Source organism: Sphingobium sp. GW456-12-10-14-TSB1 (assembly GCF_059424385.1).
In genome coordinates this window covers 659,484-681,604 of record NZ_JBWKZI010000002.1, presented here as the reverse complement: position 1 = coordinate 681,604, position 22,121 = coordinate 659,484, and the positions used below count along the sequence as shown (strand labels likewise).

22 protein-coding genes and 1 pseudogene are annotated in these 22,121 nt (G+C 61.1%); 10 read left to right on the top strand and 13 right to left on the bottom strand.

Annotated features, from left to right (window positions below; all coding sequences use genetic code 11):
* Positions 1–17: 17 nt before the first annotated feature.
* Positions 18–680 carry an SOS response-associated peptidase family protein gene (locus AC07X9_RS20365; protein ID WP_086486049.1) on the bottom strand — a complete coding sequence of 221 codons (663 nt, stop codon included), beginning with the start codon at positions 678–680 and terminating at the stop codon, positions 18–20.
* A gap of 114 nt (positions 681–794) precedes the next feature.
* Positions 795–1,070 (bottom strand): HU family DNA-binding protein, encoded by a 276-nt coding sequence (locus tag AC07X9_RS20360; RefSeq protein ID WP_043150384.1) that lies wholly within the window; start codon positions 1,068–1,070, stop codon positions 795–797.
* Positions 1,071–1,272: 202 nt separating this feature from the next.
* Between AC07X9_RS20360 and trxC the strand changes: the two genes are divergently transcribed.
* Complete coding sequence (gene trxC / locus AC07X9_RS20355; protein ID WP_043150382.1) at positions 1,273–1,728, top strand: thioredoxin TrxC; 456 nt, start codon at positions 1,273–1,275, stop codon at positions 1,726–1,728.
* Entirely contained in the window at positions 1,725–2,054 is a 330-nt protein-coding gene (locus AC07X9_RS20350; RefSeq protein ID WP_254908115.1) for a hypothetical protein, read from the top strand. Before trxC ends, AC07X9_RS20350 begins: the two co-directional genes overlap by 4 nt.
* Here the strand turns inward: AC07X9_RS20350 and xth are convergent.
* Positions 2,024–2,845 (bottom strand): exodeoxyribonuclease III, encoded by an 822-nt coding sequence (xth, locus tag AC07X9_RS20345; RefSeq protein ID WP_043150380.1) that lies wholly within the window; start codon positions 2,843–2,845, stop codon positions 2,024–2,026. The genes AC07X9_RS20350 and xth overlap by 31 nt on opposite strands.
* 76 nt (positions 2,846–2,921) lie before the next feature.
* Positions 2,922–3,164, bottom strand: a pseudogene (locus AC07X9_RS20340) (GNAT family N-acetyltransferase); the annotation flags it as partial.
* A 238-nt stretch (positions 3,165–3,402) separates the two neighbouring features.
* Between AC07X9_RS20340 and AC07X9_RS20335 the strand changes: the two are divergent.
* The 4 genes from AC07X9_RS20335 to AC07X9_RS20320 all read left to right on the top strand — a co-directional run bounded on the left by AC07X9_RS20335 (position 3,403) and on the right by AC07X9_RS20320 (position 10,009).
* Positions 3,403–3,792 carry a DUF6771 family protein gene (locus AC07X9_RS20335; protein ID WP_130754749.1) on the top strand — a complete coding sequence of 130 codons (390 nt, stop codon included), beginning with the start codon at positions 3,403–3,405 and terminating at the stop codon, positions 3,790–3,792.
* A gap of 697 nt (positions 3,793–4,489) precedes the next feature.
* Positions 4,490–5,221: an ImuA family protein gene (locus tag AC07X9_RS20330; RefSeq protein WP_086486051.1), complete on the top strand. Its 732-nt coding sequence runs from the start codon at positions 4,490–4,492 to the stop codon at positions 5,219–5,221.
* Positions 5,142–6,695: a Y-family DNA polymerase gene (locus AC07X9_RS20325; protein WP_086486052.1), complete on the top strand. Its 1,554-nt coding sequence runs from the start codon at positions 5,142–5,144 to the stop codon at positions 6,693–6,695. The genes AC07X9_RS20330 and AC07X9_RS20325 overlap by 80 nt, the downstream gene beginning before the upstream one ends.
* On the top strand, positions 6,692–10,009 hold the full coding sequence (locus AC07X9_RS20320; RefSeq protein WP_043150453.1) for an error-prone DNA polymerase: 3,318 nt from the start codon (positions 6,692–6,694) through the stop codon (positions 10,007–10,009). Before AC07X9_RS20325 ends, AC07X9_RS20320 begins: the two co-directional genes overlap by 4 nt.
* Positions 10,010–10,251: 242 nt before the next feature.
* Here the strand turns inward: AC07X9_RS20320 and AC07X9_RS20315 are convergent, their stop codons facing one another.
* Together AC07X9_RS20315 and AC07X9_RS20310 are read right to left on the bottom strand one after the other, a co-directional pair.
* Entirely contained in the window at positions 10,252–10,473 is a 222-nt protein-coding gene (locus AC07X9_RS20315; protein ID WP_043150372.1) for a hypothetical protein, read from the bottom strand.
* A 9-nt stretch (positions 10,474–10,482) separates the two neighbouring features.
* Complete coding sequence (locus AC07X9_RS20310; RefSeq protein WP_161774242.1) at positions 10,483–11,421, bottom strand: DnaJ domain-containing protein; 939 nt, start codon at positions 11,419–11,421, stop codon at positions 10,483–10,485.
* 785 nt (positions 11,422–12,206) lie between these two features.
* Between AC07X9_RS20310 and ku the strand changes: the two genes are divergently transcribed.
* The 4 genes from ku (at position 12,207) to AC07X9_RS20290 (ending at position 17,534) form a co-directional block, all read left to right on the top strand.
* A complete protein-coding gene (ku, locus tag AC07X9_RS20305) occupies positions 12,207–13,094 on the top strand; it encodes a non-homologous end joining protein Ku (RefSeq protein WP_043150451.1) in 888 nt (295 codons plus the stop codon).
* Between the two features lie 18 nt (positions 13,095–13,112).
* Positions 13,113–13,940 (top strand): GNAT family N-acetyltransferase, encoded by an 828-nt coding sequence (locus AC07X9_RS20300; RefSeq protein ID WP_086486053.1) that lies wholly within the window; start codon positions 13,113–13,115, stop codon positions 13,938–13,940.
* A 71-nt stretch (positions 13,941–14,011) separates the two neighbouring features.
* Positions 14,012–16,489, top strand: a complete 2,478-nt coding sequence (gene ligD, locus AC07X9_RS20295) for a DNA ligase D (protein WP_086486054.1) — start codon at positions 14,012–14,014, stop codon at positions 16,487–16,489.
* A gap of 151 nt (positions 16,490–16,640) precedes the next feature.
* Positions 16,641–17,534: an SDR family oxidoreductase gene (locus AC07X9_RS20290; RefSeq protein ID WP_086486055.1), complete on the top strand. Its 894-nt coding sequence runs from the start codon at positions 16,641–16,643 to the stop codon at positions 17,532–17,534.
* Between the two features lie 279 nt (positions 17,535–17,813).
* Here the strand turns inward: AC07X9_RS20290 and AC07X9_RS20285 are convergent, their stop codons facing one another.
* From AC07X9_RS20285 to AC07X9_RS20255, 7 genes are read right to left on the bottom strand one after another with little or no spacing between them, the layout of a single operon-like run.
* Entirely contained in the window at positions 17,814–19,028 is a 1,215-nt protein-coding gene (locus AC07X9_RS20285) for an acetyltransferase domain-containing protein (RefSeq protein WP_043150450.1), read from the bottom strand.
* Positions 19,029–19,051: 23 nt separating this feature from the next.
* Positions 19,052–19,669, bottom strand: a complete 618-nt coding sequence (locus AC07X9_RS20280; RefSeq protein ID WP_043150366.1) for a hypothetical protein — start codon at positions 19,667–19,669, stop codon at positions 19,052–19,054.
* A 1-nt stretch (position 19,670) separates the two neighbouring features.
* On the bottom strand, positions 19,671–20,399 hold the full coding sequence (locus AC07X9_RS20275; protein WP_043150364.1) for a HupE/UreJ family protein: 729 nt from the start codon (positions 20,397–20,399) through the stop codon (positions 19,671–19,673).
* A gap of 10 nt (positions 20,400–20,409) precedes the next feature.
* Positions 20,410–20,790, bottom strand: coding sequence for a hypothetical protein (locus tag AC07X9_RS20270; protein WP_043150362.1), 381 nt, complete (start codon positions 20,788–20,790; stop codon positions 20,410–20,412).
* A 32-nt stretch (positions 20,791–20,822) separates the two neighbouring features.
* Positions 20,823–21,071 carry a DUF4198 domain-containing protein gene (locus tag AC07X9_RS20265; RefSeq protein ID WP_470427316.1) on the bottom strand — a complete coding sequence of 83 codons (249 nt, stop codon included), beginning with the start codon at positions 21,069–21,071 and terminating at the stop codon, positions 20,823–20,825.
* A 15-nt stretch (positions 21,072–21,086) separates the two neighbouring features.
* Positions 21,087–21,566 (bottom strand): hypothetical protein, encoded by a 480-nt coding sequence (locus tag AC07X9_RS20260; RefSeq protein WP_239018957.1) that lies wholly within the window; start codon positions 21,564–21,566, stop codon positions 21,087–21,089.
* Between the two features lie 17 nt (positions 21,567–21,583).
* Positions 21,584–22,057 (bottom strand): hypothetical protein, encoded by a 474-nt coding sequence (locus AC07X9_RS20255; protein WP_130752820.1) that lies wholly within the window; start codon positions 22,055–22,057, stop codon positions 21,584–21,586.
* Positions 22,058–22,121 lie beyond the last annotated feature (64 nt).

The following is a 22,121-nucleotide window of genomic DNA, read 5'->3' as shown; positions in this document are numbered from 1 at the left end:
CAAGTGTTGCGCGGCGTTCAGAGCAAGGCAAGCTGCGGCTGGGCTTTCGCCGGCAATTTTCCGCTGCGCCAGAGATCTTCTGTATGCTCGACGACCATGCGCTCAGCAGCAAAGGGTGCGCGATGCTGGAATCCGATGACGTCCCTGATGCCTCCGTGCAGCCATGCGTCATAGTCGTGGGGATCAAGAAGAACCGGCATCCTGTCATTGGTCGGCATGACAGCGGCGTTCGCCACCATTGTCATGCCCGCATAGACAGGGCCGTAATCAGGCAGGTTCCTGCAGAAGCCGGCCCAGGCCATGACGGGCGCATGTTTGACCGAAAACCAGGTTCTCGTCTTGTGGCCGGGCATGCCGTCCGGATTGGCGAAATGGGTCAGGACGATAAGGCAGCGATAGCGCGGGTCCACGACCATATGCTCCCACATGGGATTGGTGAGATCGGCAACCAGCCCCAGCCGCTGAGGATCATCGCCATGTTCGCGCATTTCGCGGGTCAGGCGCGGGAAGCCCCATCCCATCGACCGTAACAGCCGACGTCCCCGACTTTCGAAGACGACGAGCCCGTCGGCGCCCTCGGTGGTTTCACGAGCAAAATGGACAGGCCCTTGCGGCAGCGCCGCACCGAAATGCATGGCGACTTCGCCGACACTCGCCAGGGTCGTATGCAATCTGGACATCGACCGCTCCTAGGGAGACTCGAAAGACATCCGATGATTGGAACATAAAGCGAACAATATTGTCAACCGGCGATAGCCGGGAAGCGCCGTGGACGGACGTTTCCCGGCGAAATTTCAGCCGTTCAGTTTATCCTTTATCGCCTTGGCGGGCGTGAAGCCGAGCTTCTTGGCAGCTGCGATCTGGATAGTGGCGCCCGTGGAGGGGTTGCGACCTTCGCGCGCTGGCGCGTCCTTGACCTTGAACTTGCCAAAGCCGTTCAGGGCAATTTCTTCGCCCGCTGCTGCAGCATCAGCGATTGCGGCGAAGACCGCGTCGACCAGCTTGCGGGCATCCGCCTTGGAAAGGCCGTTGTCGCCGGCGATCTTCTCAGCGAGGTCGGTATTGTTCATGGGCTATATCCTGTGTCGTTGGACGGCGGGCATAGACGAGGGCGCAAGCCAACGTCCAGCCAGGACGCTATCGCTTTTTGGCAGTCTATTGGCTTCATCGTCCTCCCAGGCCTTGCTTGCCTTTGCGGGGCCTGACATTCGGGATGCCCGATCCCATCTATGGCATCTATGCCATCCAAGACGACGCATGATGGAGACCAGAATGGCTACGGCGCCCAATGATGCCCTGATTGTCATATGTCCGGCTTGCGCAACGGCGAACCGGTTGCCCCGCGAAAGGCTGGCCAAGGGAGGAACCTGCGGCCGATGCAAGCGCCCCCTATTCTCTGGGGAGCCCGTCAAACTGACCGCAGATAATTTCGACGCGCATGCCGCGCGGTCCGACATTCCCCTGCTTGTCGATTTCTGGGCGAACTGGTGCGGCCCCTGTCGTCAGATGGCCCCCGCCTTCAGCGCCGCGGCCGGACAACTTGAACCCTATATGCGCCTTGGGAAACTCGATACCGAGGCGCATCAAGCGATCGCGGGTCGCTATGCCATCCGGTCCATTCCCACGATGATCCTGTTTCGGGGTGGCCGCGAAATTGCGCGGCAATCGGGCGCTATGCCGCAACAGGCCATCGTTGCATGGGCGCGCGAGGCGGCACGACCGGCGTGAGCCGGGAGCCCGCCACCCACCCGGCGACGCCCGATGGCCGTTATTTCGTCGTGCGCGGTCGCCTGTGGCGGCTGGCCAATCCCGCGTTGGACGAGGACGTTCGCGCCACCCTGGTATCGGATCTGATGCAGGCGCGTAGAGCCGTGCGCGACGCCCGTAAAAACGGCGATGTATCGGCCGAGCGTGAAGCGCATGCGGCGGCGGACATTGCCAAACGCGGACTTGGCGAGCGTGGCTCAGTCTGGTGGACTGATGGCGCACCTGACTATAATCGCCATATGGCGCGCAATACGCCCTATGCTGACTGGTTTGCAGCCCTCGACTGACGCGCCTTGCGCACCGGCTTGTTGGCCAGCTCAATCCAAACTGGAGCATGGTCGCTCGTCTTTTCCCATCCGCGCGGCGCTGTATCGACCTGCGCCCATTCAAGCTTGCTGCGTGCCTTTGCGTTGAGCAGAATATGGTCGATCCGAAGGCCCGCGTTGCGCTCGAACGCCCCGCGCCAATATTTCCAGAAGGTGTAGATGGTCTCATCAGGATGCAATTCGCGCAGAGCGTCGCTCCATCCCTGCTCCAGCAGATGGCGATAGGCGTCCCTCACCTCCGGCGCGAAGAGCGCATCGTCCCGCCACCGCTCGGGCGCATAAACATCCAGATCGGTTGGCATGACGTTGAAGTCCCCGGCGACCACAACCGGCGCATCGAGATCGACGAGCAAGGCAAGGTGATCATGAAGCCGCTCGAACCAGCGCAATTTGAAGTCGAACTTGGGTCCAGGGCGTGGATTGCCGTTGGGTAGATAAAGACCAGCAACCAGGACCCCGGCAACCGCCGCTTCGATGTAGCGGCTTTGCGTATCGTCCGGATCGCCGGGCAGGCCGCGGCGCGTCTCATGGATATCACCGACACGGCTCAGGATCGCAACGCCGTTCCATTGGCTTTGCCCATGCCATATCGCGTCATAGCCTGCGTCGCGGATCGCTGTTTCGGGAAATTTGCCCTGCGGCGCCTTCAGTTCCTGCAGACAGACGATGTCGGGCTCGGCTTCGCCCAGCCATCTTAGCAGGACAGGCAGGCGCCCGTTAATCCCGTTCACATTATAGGTGGCGATCTTCATCGTTGCGTTGACCTAGCTGGCGCGGGAGAGGCATGGGAATGGTTATAAGCCATGGATGATCCACACATCCCTGCGATCAGCCTGGCGCGTCGAGCGCCAACAAATCCTGCTCCTCTGGATGGCGATCAAAATAGCCGGCGACGAATTCGCATAGCGGCACGACCTTCAATCTCTTCTCCCGCACGTCCGCCAACGCGCCGGCGATCAGCTTACTGGCAATGCCTTGCCCTTCCAGCGCCTCAGGAACCTGCGTGTGCGTGAAGATCAATGCGCCATCGCGCCGTTCATAGGCCGCAATAGCCGTGCTACCATCGACCTTGAGTTCATAGCGGCTCTCGCCTTCATTATCGCGGACGTCCTCGTCTCAGCCATAGTCGGTTCCTCTTTCTTTCGGGTCATATGCATCGGCGATTTTCGCAGAGCCGGTCGATAGATCGAACAGATGGACAATGGCGCGGTTCCGCTAGAGCTGTCTGCTGACGAATGTGGCCTGGCCTTTGCGTTCCGATGCCGTGGCAGCCACAAGCCTTGCTGGAAAAAGCCGAGCTGCAGCGCTCATGAACAGCAGCTTCACCCGTCATTCATCGCAACATGCTATTTCATGTTCTGTCGCTTCTTCCCCCCTTTGGAGCGGCACCTCCCTGAACTTCGGTCCCGCCGCGAGCCTTGCTCTGGCGGGGCTTTTTTTATGCGTCCCCTGCTTTCATCACGATCGCCTTTTGGGTGTCACCTTGATGATTGCTTGTCTGTACGCGACCACCCATAGGGTCCAAATGGACCAAGAGACTTCCGAGCTCATCATGCGTGTCATCGCGCGCGCGCCGCAATGGCTTCGCCACGACCTGTCGTCAAAGGACCTCAACGCCCGTGGACGGGCCGAAGAAACACTCGCCGCCATGATCGTCGATGCGCTGTCGCACGGAACGCCGCTGGAGCCGGAAGGTTAAGCTTCGCGTGGGACCCTCCCATGGAGCATCTGTTTCGATGGGACGCCTTCTCCTCCCTGCCCTGCTTGTCGCCGCTGTTCCGACCGCAGCCTGCGCATCGGACAGCGAGCAGCTGACCATATATTGCGACGGCGGTCGAACCTTCCTTGCCAAGATCAGCCGGGATGGCGCGCTCGTAACGATCGGGAGACGGACGGTCGCGCTCAGGCCACGGGACTCATCGCTTGGGCGACGGTTTGAAGCAACAGGCGCTGCCCTGATCATAGATGGCGAGATGGTCGCTTTGGTACTCGATAACGATATCGATTTTCGAAACTGCCGGGTGAACCCGCCTGGTTCCTAGCTTCGGAACGCCGGATGAACGTCACCAGCCTGATCTCTCCTGTTTCGAGTGCTGGTAAACAGACATCTGCTTCTCTTTGATGGTCCCCGATTCGGAATGCGAACACGGCGAACAGCGACCGAATGATTTGGCGATTTCGATTCGGGCATCGCCCCTCGATTTTCTCTCGCGCTCGATATTTTGTGAACTCACGATCGCGTCGCGAAACGATTCAGGGAATCCATGACGTTGGATCCGTCGGATGCCCCAAGCAGGACCTCGTTCACCCCGAAACATGCGCTCGACTAACTTGACAGTCCGGGGAGTCATGGAGAACAGAAAGAGAACATATTGCCAGACTGATGAGACCAAGGAATGCCCCGCAATGCCATCCTCGAGGATTTGCGTTCGTCGATCGCCCATGTGACGGGCGATGGGCGCCGTCATGGCGTCCATCCTTTCGGCCTTGACGACATCGACGATCATCTGCCCGGAAATGGTCTTGCAACCGGCGCATTGCATGAGGTTCTGGGCTCTCTCGACATTTGCGACGACGCAGCCGCAACGATATTCATCGCAGGCATATTGGCGCGCATGGAAGGCCCGGTTTTCTGGTGTCTGCGCTGGCGCGATTTGTTCACCCCTGCCCTCGACCTTGCAGGCCTTCATCCTGACCGCCTGACCATCGTCGAGCCTGGCGATGACAAGGGCGCGCTGATCGCGATGGAAGATTGCCTGCGCGTGGCTGGCATCGCCGGCGTCGTGGGCGAGGTCTCGAAGCTCTCAACGACCGCGTCGAAACGGCTTCAGCTTGCTGCCGAAGGGTCCGGGGTGACTGCGTTCATCCTGCGTCGCGCCGCCAAGGCGGACGCACTGATCGAGGGCTCAGCAGCGCAGACACGATGGCGCATTACGGCGTCCCCCAGCGAGAATCTGGGCATCCCTGCCCTTGCCCGCCCGCGCTGGTCGGTCGCGCTCCAGCGCGTCCGCGGCGCAGAACCCAAAAGCTGGATAGTGGAGGCCTGCGATGCGCAGGGTCGTCTCGCTCTACCTGCCATACTGGTCGACCGACCGGATCAGCAGGAAGCGTGGCGTATCGCCGTCTGAGGCGAACGCAGCGCCATCCCGGCAGCCGCTTGTCACGGCCATAGAATCGCACGGTCGCAAGCTGATCGCGGCGGTGGACGCGCTTGGCCGCAGCCTTGGCATCACGCCCGGCATGAGCGTCACCAAGGCAAGGACCCTGGTGCCCGATCTTGACGTGCTCGATGCAGACGAAGCGGCCGACGCGCAAGGGCTTGAGCGGCTCGCCTTGTGGGCAGGGCAGCGCTACGCCCCCTTCGTCGCGGTCGATTACCCCGATGGCCTATGGCTCGACATCAGCGGATGCAGCGAACTGTTCGGCGGCGAGGAAGCGCTGGTCAAGGACCTGTTCCGCCGGGTGAACGGCTCGGGCCTTACAGCACAGATCGCTGTTGCTGACACGGCAGGCTGCGCGCATGCGGTCGCGCGCCATGTCCCTGCCGGTCGCCCGGTTATCATTGTTCCTGGAGACCAGAAGAAGGCGGTCGGCCTCCTACCCCTTGCCGCCCTGCGCATCCCGGCAAAAGTGGCAAGCGATCTGCACAAGATGGGCTTCACCCGGATCGAGCAACTCATTGCCGAGCCGCGCGGTCCCATTGCGCGCCGCTACGGACATGAACTCTACCGCCGCCTCGACCAGGCCCTTGGCCATGCGCCAGAGGCGATGGCCCCGATCTTCCCGCCGTCACTGCCCCAGGCGCGCCGCGGGCTTCTTGAACCCATCGGTACGGCCGACGCCATCGCGAAGGTCATCGGCGATCTCACCGACGACATTTGCGCTGCGTTGATGCGGGACGGTACCGGCGCGCGGCGCCTCGACCTCCATTGCGAACGGGTCGATGGCCAATATCAGTCCGTCAGGATCGGGATGGCATCTCCTACAAGGGATGCCCGGCATCTGACAAAGCTCCTGGTTCCCAGGATCGAGCGGATAGATCCAGGCCTTGGGATCGAGACCATGATCCTGATCGCGCCGATCGTCGAACCACTCCGCAGCGCACAGGCTGATCTTGCAGGCGATACGCATCGCGGCCCGGACCTTGGTGCCCTTATCGACGCGCTGGCGAACCGTTTCGGCTATGACCGGCTGTACGGCACGACGCCCTGCTCGTCCGCCATGCCCGAACGCACGGTCAAGCGAACAATGGCGCTGCGCGAGGGTGCGGATCGGCGCTGGAACGCTGTCCTGCCGCGCCCGGGCCGCATGATCGACCCGCCTGAGCCGGTCCAGGTGATCGCGATGATGCCGGACCATCCGCCTGCCCAGTTCGTCTGGCGGGGCAAGCGGCGCAAGGTAGTTCAGGCCGATGGTCCCGAACGCCTCCAGGGCGAATGGTGGCGCGCCAAGGGCCTGGAAGCCGACAGCCCCTATCTCGTGCGCGACTATTTCCAGGTCGAGGTCGAAGGTGGCGGGCGCTACTGGCTGTTCCGCTTGGGCGACGGCCAATGGTCGTCGACCGGACCCATGGCCTGGTTCATCCATGGCGCCTTCGCATGAGCCTTGCCGATCAGCGCTATGTCGAGTTGCAGGCGACGAGCCATTTCAGCTTCCTGCGCGGTGCATCCTCGCCTGAGGAACTGCTGACCGCAGCTGCCATGCTGGGCATGCCTGCCATCGGCATCGTGGATCGCAATAGTCTGGCGGGATTGGTGCGCGCCTGGGACGCTGGCCGTTCGACGGGCGTGCGCGTCATCAACGGCTGCAGGCTGGATCTTTCCTGTGGCACCGGCCTGCTTATCTATCCCACCGATCGCGCAGCCTATGGTCGCCTTTGCCGGCTATTGACGCTCGGCAAATCGCGCGCCGGCAAAGGAAGCTGCGAACTCCATTGGGATGATGTCGCGACATGGAGCGAGGGGCTGATCGCCATCCTTATCCCCAATAGCGATGACGCAAAAACGCAGGCGGACCTCGTCAGCGTCTCATCGATCTTTCAGGAACGCAGCTACCTCGCGCTGACCCTACAGCGGCAACCCGGCGATGCGTTGCGGTTGCGGCGCCTGACACAGATGGCACAGCAGGCGCGCGTCGCGACCGTCGCCACCGGCGATGTCCTCTACCACACGCCCGAGCGCCGGATGCTGCAGGATGTGGTGACCTGCATCCGCGAGAAATGCACGATCGACGATCTGGGCGAGCGACGCGAGCAGATCGCAGACCGGCACCTTAAGGACGCCGACGAGCTGGACCGGCTGTTCGTGCGCTATCTTGGGGACACAGGGCCAGTTCGGCGAAGTGTCGCTATCGCCGAGCAATGCCGCTTTTCCCTTGAAGAGTTGCGCTATCAATATCCCGATGAAATCGGTAAAAGCGGGCGTACACCGCAGCAGGAACTTGAGCGCCTTACCTGGGCAAAAGCCCCTGCCCGCTATCCAGACGGCATCGACGACAAGACAAGGGCCCAGCTGGAGCATGAGCTGCGTCTCATCGCCCAGCTCGATTACGCACCCTATTTTCTGACGGTCCACGCGATCGTCGATTTTGCGCGCTCGAAAGACATTTTGTGCCAGGGCCGGGGATCGGCCGCGAACTCGGCGGTCTGCTACTGCCTTGGCATCACCTCGATCGATCCGGTGCGCACCGAACTGCTGTTCGAACGGTTCGTGAGCGCCGAGCGACGCGAGCCGCCCGATATCGATGTCGATTTCGAGCATGAGCGGCGCGAGGAGGTGATCCAATGGATCTACGAGACCTATGGCCGCAACCATAGTGCGTTGACTGCCGTGATCTCCCGCTTCCGTACCAAAGGCGCGATCCGTGAGGTCGGCAAGGCGCTTTGCCTGTCGACCGATGTCACCGACGCGCTGTCAGGACAGGTCTGGGGCTGGAGCCGCGAGGGTGTGCAAGACCGCCATGTCGCCGAGCTCAATCTTGATATGACCGATCGCCGCCTTGCCCTCACGCTGGAGCTGTCGCGTCTGCTCATGGATACGCCGCGCCATTCCTCGCAGCATCCCGGCGGCTTCGTGCTGACCCGCGACCGGCTCGACGAGTTGGTGCCGATCGAACCTGCCCGCATGGATGATCGCCAGATCATCGAATGGGACAAGGATGATATCGACCTTATGGGGTTTATGAAGGTCGATGTGCTGGCATTAGGCATGCTCAGCTGCATGCGACGCGGCTTCGATCTCCTGCGCGAGGAGAAGGACATCCACCTCGACCTAGCCACGATACCGGCCGAAGACCCGGCAACCTATGCGATGATCCGCAAGGCTGACACGCTTGGCGTCTTCCAGATCGAAAGCCGGGCGCAGATGGCGATGCTGCCCCGTATCAAGCCAAGGACATTCTATGACCTGGTCGTCGAGGTCGCCATCGTTCGGCCCGGCCCCATCCAGGGCGACATGGTCCACCCATATCTAAGGCGCCGCGAAGGCAAGGAAAAGGTCAGCTATCCCAGGCCGGAGCTGCGCCGGGTCCTTGAAAAGACGCTCGGCGTCCCGCTCTTTCAGGAGCAGGCGATGCGGGTCGCCATTGAGTGTGCCGGGTTCACCGCCAGCGAGGCGGACCTTTTGCGGCGGGCGATGGCGACGTTCAAGCTGACCGGCGGGGTCAGCCATTTTCGCGACAAGCTCATCGGCGGCATGGTCGAACGCGGCTATGAGCAGGCTTTTGCCGAACAGACCTTCAAGCAGATCGAAGGCTTTGGCTCCTATGGCTTCCCCGAAAGCCATGCCGCAAGCTTCGCGCTCATCGTCTATGCCTCCTCCTGGCTTAAATGCCATCATCCAGATGTCTTCTGTGCGGCGTTGTTGAACGCCCAGCCCATGGGCTTTTATGCACCAGCCCAAATCGTCCGCGACGCACGCGAACATGGCGTTGAGGTCCGCCCGGTCGATGTGAACCATAGTCGCTGGGACTGCACGCTTGAAGTGGGGAACCGGCGGTACAAGGCCGTGCGCCTTGGGCTGCGTATGGTCCGCGATCTTGCCAATCCGGACGGCGCGGCGATCGTCTCGGCCCGCGGCGCAGAGCCCTATGCTTCAGTGGAAGAAATCCAGCGCAGAGCCGGCGTGGGTGCTGGTGCGCTCGATCGGATCGGCGATGCTGATGGCTTCGGCTCGCTCCGGCACAGCCGTCGCACTGGCCTGTGGGATGTGAAAGGGTTGCGCGACAGCCCCCTGCCCCTTTTTGCCGCAGCAGACGAGCGCGAGGGGAAGCTCCGCGCCGAAGCGGTCGAACCCGAGGTCGCGCTCTCGCCGATGGCGGAAGGCCAGGAGGTAGTGGAAGACTATCGCAGCTTCGCGCTATCGCTCCGCGCCCATCCGGTAACCTTTCTCAGGGAGGATTTGGCAGCGAGGAAGATGGTCCCGTGCGCGGCGCTTTCTGACATCCGCGATGGTCGCTGGGTCAATCTTGCAGGGATCATCATGGTGCGGCAGCGGCCCGGCTCTGCCAAGGGTATCATGTTCATCACCATCGAGGACGAGACCGGGATCGCAAATCTTGTAGTGTGGACCAAAGTGTTCGAGGCCAATCGCGGCACTGTCCTTGGCGCATCCATGCTCGGCGTGCGCGGTCAGGTCCAGAAAGAAGGCGAGGTCATTCACGTCATTGCCCAACGGCTCGAAAATCTGTCTGGATTACTGGCAAGCGTGGGCGAACGGAGCGATCTTTCCAACGTCTTCCGCCCGGCGCGCGGCGATGGCGCGAAGAGTGGCGGCGGACCTGATCCCCGGGACCCGGACAGCAAATTGCTCGGTCGAAAAGCGCGTGAGATATACATCCCTGACCTGCGGCTGGGATCAGGCATCATGCCCGGGAAGCCGACCGAGGGCATCGAGGTGAAGCCAAGAAATTTTCGGTGAGAATGTCAACATCGACATCGGCTCAGACAAAAATCGGAGGGCGTGATAGAGCAGTTTTGCGAGATTTCTCGTCGCCAGATCTGCTTGATTAGCCTTTTGTAGCTGCCGACCCGCGCGATCTAATCAGAACCCGATACGGAAGCCTACCGGTGTCGACCCATGCCGGACGCTCAGCGCCCGATTTTCTATCTCCAGCAGCAGACGTTCCGCTTTTCCGACGGATGTCGACCAACATACGCCGTTCACTTATGCGGGACGCTGCGATCACGATCGCTCTCGACCATGAGGATCGCGTTGATTGTCCGTAGCTGCTCGGCCAGCACGCCGGCGCCATCAGCGAGCGCGTGATTATGGTGCGCGCAGTAGATGCGCTTGTTAACGCGGCGGCCACCCAATGCGGCGGGGAAGAGATGCTCGCGCGATCCGGCGGGCTCGGCACAGATGATGCATGTTCGTCGTGCCATGGTGTTCGCCTAGAGACAGCCCTCGACATATTCGATGCTGGGCGAACCAACTGAGATCCCACTGACTTTCCCGCCGTTTATCGAGAATTTGATGCCGCGTTCTCCGCCCGGTTCATAATAGAAGAGCTTTTTATCGGGCGGCTCGGAGTAGATGTCCGGCAGCTGCTTGAGCCCGGCATAGGCCTGGCGCACCGCCGCCTCAGAATCGCCGAGCTTCACTCCACGGTCAGTCATGAAGGTCGGTGCGGGAGGATCGAGATAGGCCTCGACCGTCGTCACCACCCCGCTTTCGACCAGCATCTGCAGATTCTTGGGTCCTCCGATTACCTCATAGGCAAGGCACGTCCCGTCGCCAGCCTCGGTGTAATGGCCATCGTCGCCGATTTTAAGGCCCGATGCCGCCTGCGCGCTGTCCGTCGTTACACCGGCCTCGATCCCGCCCCAGCCAAACGGCGTCAGCACTCGGCAAGTCATGCCTTTGCAGGCTGCGAGCGTCGTAGACGATGCCGACGGCGACGGCGCTGTCTTCGCAACTGGCGAGGGCGCGGGCTTGGGGAAGGCCGTTGGCGTGCTGGCGGTGGCTATGGGAGCCGGTGGCGCCTGTCGGTTCGCATAAGCGACAACCGTGATGACGGCTGCTATCGCCAATCCACCGATGAGCAAGCCCCGGTGCCGAGCCGAGGGCGGGTTCGGATTTGCCAAGGCCTCTCGAACCGGCGCGGTCTTTGGGGCTGCCGGCCCGAGCGTCTCGTCGTAGGCGCGGCGACGCTCAGCATCGCGCAAGGTGGCATAAGCTTCGTTGAGTTGCTTTGCGCGGCGCTCACCCTCGGCTTTCAGTCCGGTGAAGGTGTCAGGATGATATCGCCGCATCATCGCCCGGTAGGCGGCGTCGATGACCTCCTGCTCGGCGCTCCGATCGACCCCTAGAATCTCGTAATAGTTTGGCACGCGCACCCCCATTCAGGCAGATGAAACGAGAGGCACGGTCGAAGCAAGGCAAAGCTCAATCATGCGGTGCTATTCCGACCGAGAAGTCGATGACGCTAGCACCCGGCGCAGGCTTCTTGGGAGCCGCCGTTCCGGAACTGGCCCTTCGTAGTGATTCTGCGATGCCGTTCAGTAAGGCACTGGATGGCAGGATTGTCTCACTACACGGCGTTTGGCACTTAGGAAAACCGACCCATTCCGGCCACTCAGTCGCCGACTTTCCATACCCAGGTGCGGTCAGTCTGCTTTCCCATTCTGGACGCGCAAGACAGGCCTTTAGACGACTGTGTGGTAGGGGACGTAAGCCGAAGCTGCCGCTGGCTTTATTAAAAAGCCGGTGCCCGGTCATTAGCGCATTCGCCGATGCAGGGTCGCGTCGCCTTGAATGGTATCCTATGTGTCATGATCCAATCGAAATTCTATGCGTCATCGGTCGTCGGTTTGGTTGATCAGCGGCTGTCCGCGAGAACTCTGGACCCCTAGACGGCCTCGTTCGCTCCAAGCGTCGGTCTGCTCTCGGTCCTATGCGCCGTTCAGAACCGGCTTAGAGGAAGATTTCTCACGTTTGGCCGTCACCAGTTTATCAAGCAGATCGCCGACAGCTTGAAACGGACAAGGGTATTGGGCTACCGACGCCAGCGCTGGCTACAGATCATTATCCCCGAAGCCGATAGCGGGCACTTCGCGTTCAACCGGAACGGGACCATGCGCGAAGGGTTGTTGCCATAGACCGACAGGAGATGATCATGGTTGCACGACCCTATTGGAAAGGCCAGATCCGGCTCGCGCTCGTCTCCATCCCTGTCGAGATCTATTCCGCCACCAGAAGCGGTGCTACGATCGCTTTCAACCAGATCCATGAGCCTTCGGGTAAGCGTATTAAATATGAGAAGATCGTGCCTGGCATCGGGCCGATCGACCTGGACGACATCGTCAAAGGCTTTGAATATGCCAAAGGCGAATATGTGCTGCTGGACGAGAAAGAGATCGAAGGCGTCAAGCTGGAGAGCAAGAAGACGCTGGAGCTGACCCAGTTCGTCGATGCGCATGACATCGACATGATCTATTTCGAAAAGCCCTATTATGTCGTGCCCGCCGACGACCTGGCGGAGGAAGCCTTCATCGTCCTACGCGAAGCGTTGCGGCGCAGCCGGAAGGTTGGCCTTGGCCAACTCGCGATGCGCGGCCGGGAATATGTCGTCAGCATCAAGGCATGCGGGCGCGGCATGGTGATGGAGACGTTGCGGTATGCCGATGAAGTCAACAAAGCTGCGCGCTATTTCCACGAGATCGGCGATGGCGAGCCGGATGACGAATTGCTCGATCTCGCCACGACCTTGATCGACAAGAAGACCGGTAAGTTCCACGCGAGTGATTTTCACGATCGCTACGTCGATGCGCTGAAGGAGCTTATCGAGCATAAGAAGAAGGGCAAGACGCTTAACATCGACAGCGACGATGAAGGCGGTGCTGATCCACGTGGGAATAACGTCGTCGATCTGATGGCGGCACTCAAGAAATCCATCGGCCCGGCCAGCAAGGCCAAGGCGACGGCGAAGAAGCCAGCGGGCAAGGTAGCGGCCAAGAGCGACGCGAAGTCGGCAGGCAAGACATCCGCCAAAAAGCGGGCGTGACGGGGACGTCCCTGGATCATGAGTGACGCGACCAGGGATCAGACGCTGCGTGAAATGGCCGCCCATCGTGGTTTCAAGCTGGTAAAGTCCCGCAGGCGCAAGGTTGGTGCGGGTGATTATGGCAAATATGGGCTCACCGATGCGGGCGGGAAGCCTTTGCTCGGGGTTGGCGATGATGGGCTGACCGCCTCGCTGGAGGATATCGAAGCGTTTCTGCGCAAGGGCGCGACAAGCAGCTGGAAGGCATCGGCTCACGCCATGCCTGTATGTGCCGCACCGACAAGGAAAGCGACAACAGCGACGCATGAAAACGTCGAGCCCGCCCTCCGACCGCGCGCGAGGCGTTCCATCGGGCAGACGCCAACGCCCGCGAAGAAAATAGCGGCCAAGCCTGCGCCCACGCCCGAACCGGCCCCGCTCCGCATTCGCGCCGCCAAGCGGACCGATGCGGCAGGCATGGCGGTGCTGCTGCGCCAGCTTGCCCAAACGACCATCGATGAACACGGTGTCGCGCATAATCTTGAGCGGGTCAGGAAGGCTAGAGGCGGCGCGATCGTCGCTGTTCTGGAGGGGATCGTCGGTTGTTGCGGCTGGACGCTGATACCCACGCTTCACCATGGCCTGATCGGCCGGATTACTGTGTTGCTGGTGGATGGGGCGCATCGCCGCCGAGGCATCGCGACTGCCATGCTGGATGCTGCGACAACGGCGCTGCGCGAAGCAGGATGCACGCGGATCGAAGCGATGAGCGACATCGACATCAAAAATGCGCATAATTTCTTTCGGGCTTCGACGTTCGAGCAGACCAGCTACCGCTTCGCGCGCGCCATCGATGCGGAGGCGTGATCGTTTGCGATACCCCCGGAACGAGTTGGCACGCTTGCGGATTGAGGGGCAAAGCAACGGACCGAACCAACATGGCAAAGGCGCAGGACAAAAGCCCTAAAGACAGTCTCGACCTCTATCGGGCAAAGCGTGACTTCGCACGCACGGCCGAGCCTGCTGGTGCGGAGTTTCCGACGGCCGGCAACGGCTTTGTCGTCCAGAAACATGCAGCGTCGCGGTTGCATTATGACTTCCGGTTGGAACTGGACGGCGTGCTGGTTAGCTGGGCCGTCACCCGTGGGCCGAGCGCCAATCCCGACGACAAACGCCTGGCGGTGCGAACCGAGGATCACCCGCTTGATTATGCACGGTTCGAAGGCCTGATCCCCAAAGGGGAATATGGCGGCGGCACCGTCATGCTGTGGGACAATGGCACATGGGAACCGATAGCAGGTAAAGACCCGTGCAAGACACTGGCCGAAGGGCATCTCCATTTCATCCTGCATGGCCGCCGGATGCAGGGAGAGTGGGTCTTGTTCCGGCTCAAGCCACGCGGAAAGGAGCGCGGCGAAAACTGGATATTGCGCAAAGTCAGCGACGCTTTTGCCGGCGGGTCGGACGATCTGGTCAGTCACCATCTCACCAGCATCGACAGTGGCCGCACGATGGAGGAAATCGCCGCTGGCAAACCCATTTCCCAGCGCAAAGTCGCAAAGGCGAAGGCGACTGCGCGCGGGAATGCCAAGGGCGATGTCCCGCCGCCTTTTCAGCCTGTGCAACTGGCGACACTTGTCGACCATGTGCCTGCAGGCAGTCATTGGCTCCATGAGCTAAAATATGATGGCTATCGCACGTTGCTGGCCATCGGCGGCGGCAATGGCCGCGCCTATACACGATCCGGCCTCGACTGGTCCGATCGCTGTGCCGGGTTGATCGCCGACGCGACAAAGCTGGATGCATCAAGCGCCCTGATTGACGGCGAGGCCGTGGTGATCCTAGCCGATGGCCGCACCAGCTTTCAGGGTTTGCAGGCGGCGCTCAAGGACGATCCCGGAAAAATCGACTATATGGCCTTCGACTTGCTGGCATTGAATGGCGAGGATTTGACCGGGCGGCCCTTGCTTGAACGCAAGGCGATGCTCGCCACGCTGCTCGGCGATGGCGCGGGCCATATCCGCTATTCCGACCATATCATCGGGCGCGGCGAGCAGTTGTTCGAGCGCTTTTGCGGCGCGGGACTTGAAGGCGTCATCTCCAAGCGGGGGGATGCCCGCTATTCCGGATCGCGATCGAGCGGCTGGGTCAAGACCAAATGCACCCGCCGTCAGGAGTTCGTGATTGTGGGCTGGTTGCCCTCGGACAAGCAGCGCGGGTTCCGTTCGCTGCTGCTGGCCGTCCATGACAAAGGCACGCTTCGGTTCGCCGGGAAAGTCGGCACCGGCTTTTCAGCGGACGAGATGGAGCGGCTGCTGGCCTTGATGGCACCGCTAGCCCGGAAGACGCCGACGGTCGAGGCCCCGCGCGCGGCAGTACGCAACGCACACTGGATCAAACCGAAACTGGTCGCCGAGGTCGCCTTTGCGGAATTTACCGACGAAGGCGTGCTGCGCCATTCAAGCTATCTCGGATTACGCGAAGACAAGAAGCCGGAAGCGGTGGTGCTGGAGGTCGAAGCGCCCGTCGAACAGGCGACGCAGCCCGCCGCGACCAACGGCGTTAAGATCAGCAATCGCGACCGGGTAATCTTCCCGGAGGGCAAGCTCACCAAGGGCGAGCTAGCCGACTATTATGAAGCGGTAGCGGATATCATGCTGCCTTGGGCAGGCAGTCGGCCGATCAGCCTCGTGCGCTGCCCGCAAGGCCGCGACAAGAAATGCTTCTTCCAAAAACATGATGCTGGCAGTTTCGGCGACGACGTCAAACAGGTGGGCATCCTGGAAAAGGACGGCCATGAAGAACCCTATCTGTTCGTCGATACGCCCGCAGGGCTGCTGACCTGCGTTCAGATGGGGACGATCGAATTTCACGGCTGGGGTGCCCGGATCGAGGATGTCGAGAAGCCCGACCGGCTGGTGTTCGATCTTGATCCCGACGAGGGGCTGGCGTTCAAGGATGTGGTGTCGGCGGCCTTCCATCTGCAGGATATGCTGGTGCAGATGGGGCTCGTCACCTTTCCGATGATGACCGGTGGCAAGGGCGTGCATGTGATCGCGCCGCTGACCCCCAGCGCCGAGTGGCCGCAGGTCAAGGATTTCGCGCATCGTTTCGCCACCGCGCTGTCACAGGCCGACCCCGACCGATTTACGGCTGCGCTCGCCAAGGCGAAGCGGACGGGCAAGATCTTCATCGACTATCTGCGCAACCAGCGCGGCGCGACCGCCGTCATGCCCTATAGCGCACGGTCGCGGCCGTTCGCACCGATCGCGGTGCCGCTCAGCTGGGAGGAACTGCGCACGCTGGACGGCCCGGACCAATGGCATATCGGGGACGCAGGCGAAATGCTGAAGCGCGCCGCTTCCAAGGATCTGGCCCATTGGGGCAGAGCCGACCAGATCCTGCCCGATCTTTAGTCTGTTGCGGCCAAAGACGTCGTCATTCGGTGAACCGGGGCATGGCCAAGCCTAACGCAGGAACTGGCGGCCGGGGTGGCTCGTAATTCGACCTTCAGCCTTCGGAGCGACGGCGAAATGTCCGCTCGCCATTCATCAGCAAGGAGCCATCATGGCCGATCGCCTCACCCTGCAAGATCCACGCGACCAATATCCCAAACCGCCTTTCCCCAAGCAGCCCCAGCCAGCCCCAGGCATAGCGGCGCAGATGGACCCGACACCGGACCATGGCGAAGAGAGCTATGTGGGGTCGGGCAAGCTTAAGGGGCGCAAGGCGCTCGTCACGGGTGGCGATTCCGGCATTGGTCGGGCAGCGGCTATCGCTTACGCACGGGAAGGGGCCGATGTCGCCATTGCCTATCTGCCCAGCGAAGAGAGCGATGCGCAGGCCGTGATAGCTCTGATCGAAGCGGAGGGGCGCAAAGCCGTCGCGCTTCCCGGCGACGTGATGGATGAAGCCTGGTGCCGCCAGTTGGTCGACGATGCCGTCGCCGGTCTTGGCGGGTTGGACATATTGGTCATCAATGCGGGCCGTCAGCAGTTCCGGGACGATGTGCAGGTGCTGAGCTCAGATGATTTCGACCGCACGATGAAGACCAACCTCTATGCGTTGCACTGGATCGTGCAGGCGGCGGTGCCGCATCTGCCTGCCGGTGCCTCGGTCATCACGACCGCGTCGATCCAGGCCTATGATCCATCGGCCATCCTCCTCGACTATGCGACGACCAAGGCGGGGATAGTGGCCTATACCAAGGCGCTGGCCAAGCAACTGATCGAGAAAGGCATCCGCGCCAATGTCGTGGCGCCCGGCCCCTTCTGGACGGTTATGCAATCCACTGGGGGTCAGCCGCAGGAAAAGGTCACGAAATTCGGCGAGCAGAGCCAGTTCGGCCGCCCCGGCCAACCCGTCGAGATCGCGCCCATCTATGTGCTGCTGGCGTCGCAGGAGGGCAGTTATATCACCGGCGAGGTCTATGGCGTCACCGGTGGTGCGGGTATTGCCTGAACGGTGCGGTGTTGCCGACGTGCCCAAATCACCAAACATTGTCTGACAGCTGGTTGGCCACCGGCGCGTGCGATCCGTGTTAACAGGTGATCTCTGCCCTCGACCCGAATCAGCCGTTTGGCGACCAAATTTCTCATCGCAACAGCAGACCGTCCGCAATTCTATTTGTAAGCTCGCAAACTGCTGCAAAGCCGGACTGGCAGCTGCTCCGATTCATGCTGCAACGAAGCTGCTTTCTGGCTGACATTGAACCAGCGGCATCTCACTACAATCTCGCAATCAAAGATATTTCAGCCACCAGATATCCTTGCGGCGCTGCTTGAGCCGGGCGAACCATCTCGTTGGAAAATAGAGAACCGGGATCAATATAAACACCCAGATCCATACCCACCTCAGATTATCGACACCGAACACGGCGCCCTTCGTCGGGCCGTAAAGCAGCATCGCGATATTGTAGAGCAGCTTGAGCGTGTAGAGATGGAGGATGTAGTAGAACATCGGCGCGCCGCCCAGCATGGCGAGCGTCGGCATCATCTTGCTATCCTCGAACTTCTCGCACAGCGCCAGCAACAGGCATCCGGTGCCCACGGTCAGCATCAGGAAGAGCAGCGATGGCGGATATTTGGTGAGCGCGAGGAAGCTCATGACGGTTCGCAACGACGTGTCCGCGATGAACCAGGGCTTGTCGCCATAGAAATTGAGCGTGCGGATGAGCAGGAAGCCGACAAGCAGGCCCAGGCCAAGCATAGCCAGCCGCTTGATCCTTGGCTTGGGATCGGTGCCCCGCGCGAACCACGGACCGCAGGCATAGCCTAACAGGATGATGCCGATCCAGGGCAGCGCCGGATACGTCGTCTTGAACAGGATCCCGGCGATCTCGAATTTGTCGCGCTGATGGAGCATCGCCCATGGAATGAAGAAGGGAGAATCCGGGCTCAAGCGAATCGGATCGAGCAGATTGTGAAGGCAGACGATCGCCAAACCCAGAGCGAACTGCGCAGGGCGCGGCAGATGGAGCAGCGCCGCCAGCGCGATCATGCTGATGCCGATCGTATAGATCACCTGGAACCAGATGGTGGGGGGCGGGAATGTGTTGGCCTGTGTTGGCCAAGCGTAGCAGACAATCGTGAATTCCAGGAAGATCAGAAAAAGCCCGCGCTTCAGCAGGAACTCAGACACCTGAGCCCGACTATGCGACTGGCCGTAGAGCCATGCCGAAAGGCCGGTCAGCGCGACGAAAGTCGGCGCGCAGAAGGTGGAGAGCAGGCGCGTGAAGAAGAGTCCCGGATCGGTTATATTCGCGTCAACGGGATCTGTGACCTGCAAATGCAGGAACCATGTTTCGCGGACATGATCGACCAGCATGAACAGCATCACCAAACCACGCAGCGCGTCGATGGCGATCAAACGCGTGCGCGCCTTTGCAGCGGCGACAGGCGATGTCATGCCGGGGTTTAGGGCTGTAAGGGGCGCCTGGCCCGCAATGCTGTTCATCTGATTATCCCTCGCCTGGCTCTTCACTCACCCTTGGGCAGGAAGAGATCCTTGTAGAAGCCGACCGTCTTGACGGTGACGGTGATCGGCGTTTCGCCCTTGTTGCGGAAATACCAGCCATGGGTGCCATCGAAGGGCGCAGTGAAGTCGCCCTGACCGCCGGTAAGTTCGAGTTCCTTCCAATAGTCGGTGAAGGAGCCGTCGGTGACGCCGGTTTTTTCGCCGTGCATTTCGGCCTTCACCGGACCACCTGTCGACTTCCACTGGAAGATGAAGCTGTCACCCTTGACCATGTGCGCCTTCACCTCTTGCCCGCTATGAGGTGCCAGAGTGATGGTCATCTCGTCCTGTCGCCATGCGGCCGACTTGGCGATGGTCGCCTTGGTCGGAATCGCGATGTCGGTTGGGCCGGCAGCTTCCGGCGCGGGCGCGGGGGCTGTTTCGGCCGCTTCGCCGGTGACCATGCCGTTGAGGCCAAGCGCCGTGCCGACGCCGGTGGGGTCGATGCCATATTCGGCCGGCAGCACGAACAAGGTGAGAATAGCAACGGCCGCGATGGCCGCGCCGCCGGTCGCCTTGGCAAGCGTGGAAGGCGAGGGCTTGATCGAGGTCGGAAGTGCGGAAGCAGTTTGCATGGTCATGTCAGGCACCCTGGGTAAAATAGCCGGCCAACTGGAAGCCGATGAGGACGAAGCCGGCGGTCATGAGCGCGGCGTTGGCGACGGTGGCCGTTCGGTTGAAACTGGACGACATGCGCCACAGGTTCATCAGCAGGAGGATCACGGTCAGCGCCATGAACTGGCCCATCTCAACGCCCACGTTGAAGCTGATGAGGTTGGGGATCAGCCCGTCCTTGGCCAGCGTCAGTTCCTGGATCTTGGTGGCCAGGCCAAAGCCATGGAAGAAACCAAAGATCAGCACCGCCGCCTTGGGATTGGGCGATACGCCGAACCAGGTCTTGAACCCGTCCAGATTATCGATCGCCTTGTAGACGACCGACAGGCCGATGATCGCGTCGATGATGTAAGGGTTGGCGCGAATGTCGAAGATCACGCCCAACAGCAGCGTGGTGCTGTGGCCGATCGCGAACAGCGTCACATAGGCGCCGACGTCCTTCAACCGATAGAGGAAGAAGATGACCCCGGCCAGGAACAGCAGATGGTCGTAGCCGGTGACCATGTGCTTGGCCCCCAGATACATATAGGGGATGATGTTGACGCCTGACGCACCTTCGATGAAGGCCTTGTCATTCTCGTTGACGCCATGCGCCCAGAGCGTCGCGCTCATGAACGCCATGGCCAAGCCCAAAAGCAGCAGCACGATCCGCCGCAATATCTGGGGTTGGAGCGGAAACCGGATCGCGCTGTGCATGTCGGCGCCTTTACTTGGTCTGGAACGTCGCGAAGATTTTCGCGCCGCTCTTGTCGATCAGGGCCACAACGAGTTTCGCGCCCTTGGCCGCCTTGAAGCCGGCAGCAGTCAGCTTGTTGCCCCCGGCAGGCTTGAGCGCCGCTTCGGTCTTGGCGCTCCCTGCCGTCTGGGTGAGCTTGGCGGTGTAACCGGCGGCAGGCACCGGCTCATCTTCTTCGCTCAGATAGACGTCGACACCCTTGGGGCCGGTCACCAGTTCGATCAGGGTTTCACCCGACATATGTACGAGGCCGCCATGTTGCGGCTTCATGCTGCCATGCGCGAAGGCGGAAGCGGGCAGCGCGGCAAGTGCCAGGGCAGCAAGCCCCGTGCGGAAAAGATCGATCTTCATAATGCATGTCTCCAATGGATTGGCCGAAAGGCTTATTCGGGCAGGTGAGGGAGGACGAAGGACAGCGAGGCGCGATATTCCTCATGATCGACCTTCTTGTCGGTCGCCTGGCCAACATAGATCGCCATCAGCACGTTGATGCCCTGGTTGCGCAGCTTGATCGTGGCGGTGCCATCAGCGCCGGTCTTGGCCGGGGCGACTTCGTCGGGATCGTTGACATAATCCTGCATCACGGTGGCACCGGCGACAGGCTTGCCCTTGTAATAGACGCGCACCTTCATCGGCTCGCCCATTTTCTAGGGAATGGCAAGGTCGGCGGGCACGACCTGAAGCGTGTGGCCCTCGAACAGCGGCACCGGCTTGGTCGGCACTTGCGTCAGATGGACCGCATATTTGAAATTATGCTCGGCAAGCGTCGCGTTGGGGACTTCGTCGCGGCCCTTGTTATGCCACTCTCCGTCCGGGGTCTTGCTCCAATAGCCATAATCCATGGTGGCCGCGACGGCCGCGACCGGTTCGTCGCTGTCGACGACCGGGATTGCACCGGCGGCGCGAAGAGAGGTGGTGACGGGTGCCCAATCGCTGTCATAGCCGGTGACCGTCTTGACCAATGGCAAGCGCTTGACGGCGTCCAGATCGTCGGCGCCAACGCCATAGACCAGCGCCAGTTGGCGCGCCCGCTGCGCGAACCAGATGCCGTGCGCACCGACCGGCGCGGTTGCCGCCAGCAACGTGCTTACACCCAGTGCGACGGATAATGTTCGAACCAGTCTCATACGAGTCTCCAACCTATTCAATTTTCCAATTCTTCAGCCATCATGCGGCACAAGGCCAAGTGATCACTGAAATGCGTTAGGTCATATTGGTAATGATGCGCGACTTTTAGGGCGTTTCCGCACGATTTTTCAAATGCCTGGGAAGTAGAAAGCCCCGGATATTTCTTATTGATCTTCTCCCATAGTCTCGCATTTGTTCGGTCTGCATAGGCACGACATTGCCCCCTGACTGCGTCCCGGTGCAGGCCGTAATAATAGCGAAGGCTATGCTGCGGGCCTCGTCGCTCGCGCACATGGCCTTCACCAGCCGTTTTCCAGCATGCCGCAAAGACGCTCTGAGCATGCGTTGTCGATCCAACGACGGGAGCAGCTTTCTCCTGTATCCCGCCACAACCGCTGATCATGAGCGCAGCGATCAACAGTCCCGCGGCTTGCAATCCGGGGCCATTGCGCCGCTGGTCACGTTGCGTTTCCATCTCGCGTGCAGCCATTGTCTTGGCTCCCCAAATTCGTATCGACATTGAGAGGCGTAGGATGTGGTTTGAATGCCATTTC

Coding starts and splice junctions, on each gene's coding strand:
- AC07X9_RS20280 (WP_043150366.1), bottom strand. CDS start 19,669: ATGACCATGCAAACTGCTTCCGCACTTCCGACCTCGATCAAGCCCTCG.
- trxC (WP_043150382.1), top strand. CDS start 1,273: ATGGCTACGGCGCCCAATGATGCCCTGATTGTCATATGTCCGGCTTGC.
- xth (WP_043150380.1), bottom strand. CDS start 2,845: ATGAAGATCGCCACCTATAATGTGAACGGGATTAACGGGCGCCTGCCT.
- ku (WP_043150451.1), top strand. CDS start 12,207: ATGGTTGCACGACCCTATTGGAAAGGCCAGATCCGGCTCGCGCTCGTC.
- ligD (WP_086486054.1), top strand. CDS start 14,012: ATGGCAAAGGCGCAGGACAAAAGCCCTAAAGACAGTCTCGACCTCTAT.
- AC07X9_RS20335 (WP_130754749.1), top strand. CDS start 3,403: ATGAACAGCAGCTTCACCCGTCATTCATCGCAACATGCTATTTCATGT.
- AC07X9_RS20290 (WP_086486055.1), top strand. CDS start 16,641: ATGGCCGATCGCCTCACCCTGCAAGATCCACGCGACCAATATCCCAAA.
- AC07X9_RS20315 (WP_043150372.1), bottom strand. CDS start 10,473: ATGGCACGACGAACATGCATCATCTGTGCCGAGCCCGCCGGATCGCGC.
- AC07X9_RS20260 (WP_239018957.1), bottom strand. CDS start 21,566: ATGAGACTGGTTCGAACATTATCCGTCGCACTGGGTGTAAGCACGTTG.
- AC07X9_RS20320 (WP_043150453.1), top strand. CDS start 6,692: ATGAGCCTTGCCGATCAGCGCTATGTCGAGTTGCAGGCGACGAGCCAT.
- AC07X9_RS20265 (WP_470427316.1), bottom strand. CDS start 21,071: ATGAAGGTGCGCGTCTATTACAAGGGCAAGCCTGTCGCCGGTGCCACC.
- AC07X9_RS20275 (WP_043150364.1), bottom strand. CDS start 20,399: ATGCACAGCGCGATCCGGTTTCCGCTCCAACCCCAGATATTGCGGCGG.
- AC07X9_RS20285 (WP_043150450.1), bottom strand. CDS start 19,028: ATGAACAGCATTGCGGGCCAGGCGCCCCTTACAGCCCTAAACCCCGGC.
- AC07X9_RS20365 (WP_086486049.1), bottom strand. CDS start 680: ATGTCCAGATTGCATACGACCCTGGCGAGTGTCGGCGAAGTCGCCATG.
- AC07X9_RS20300 (WP_086486053.1), top strand. CDS start 13,113: ATGAGTGACGCGACCAGGGATCAGACGCTGCGTGAAATGGCCGCCCAT.
- AC07X9_RS20255 (WP_130752820.1), bottom strand. CDS start 22,057: ATGGCTGCACGCGAGATGGAAACGCAACGTGACCAGCGGCGCAATGGC.
- AC07X9_RS20325 (WP_086486052.1), top strand. CDS start 5,142: ATGCGCAGGGTCGTCTCGCTCTACCTGCCATACTGGTCGACCGACCGG.
- AC07X9_RS20330 (WP_086486051.1), top strand. CDS start 4,490: ATGCCCCGCAATGCCATCCTCGAGGATTTGCGTTCGTCGATCGCCCAT.
- AC07X9_RS20360 (WP_043150384.1), bottom strand. CDS start 1,070: ATGAACAATACCGACCTCGCTGAGAAGATCGCCGGCGACAACGGCCTT.
- AC07X9_RS20270 (WP_043150362.1), bottom strand. CDS start 20,790: ATGAAGATCGATCTTTTCCGCACGGGGCTTGCTGCCCTGGCACTTGCC.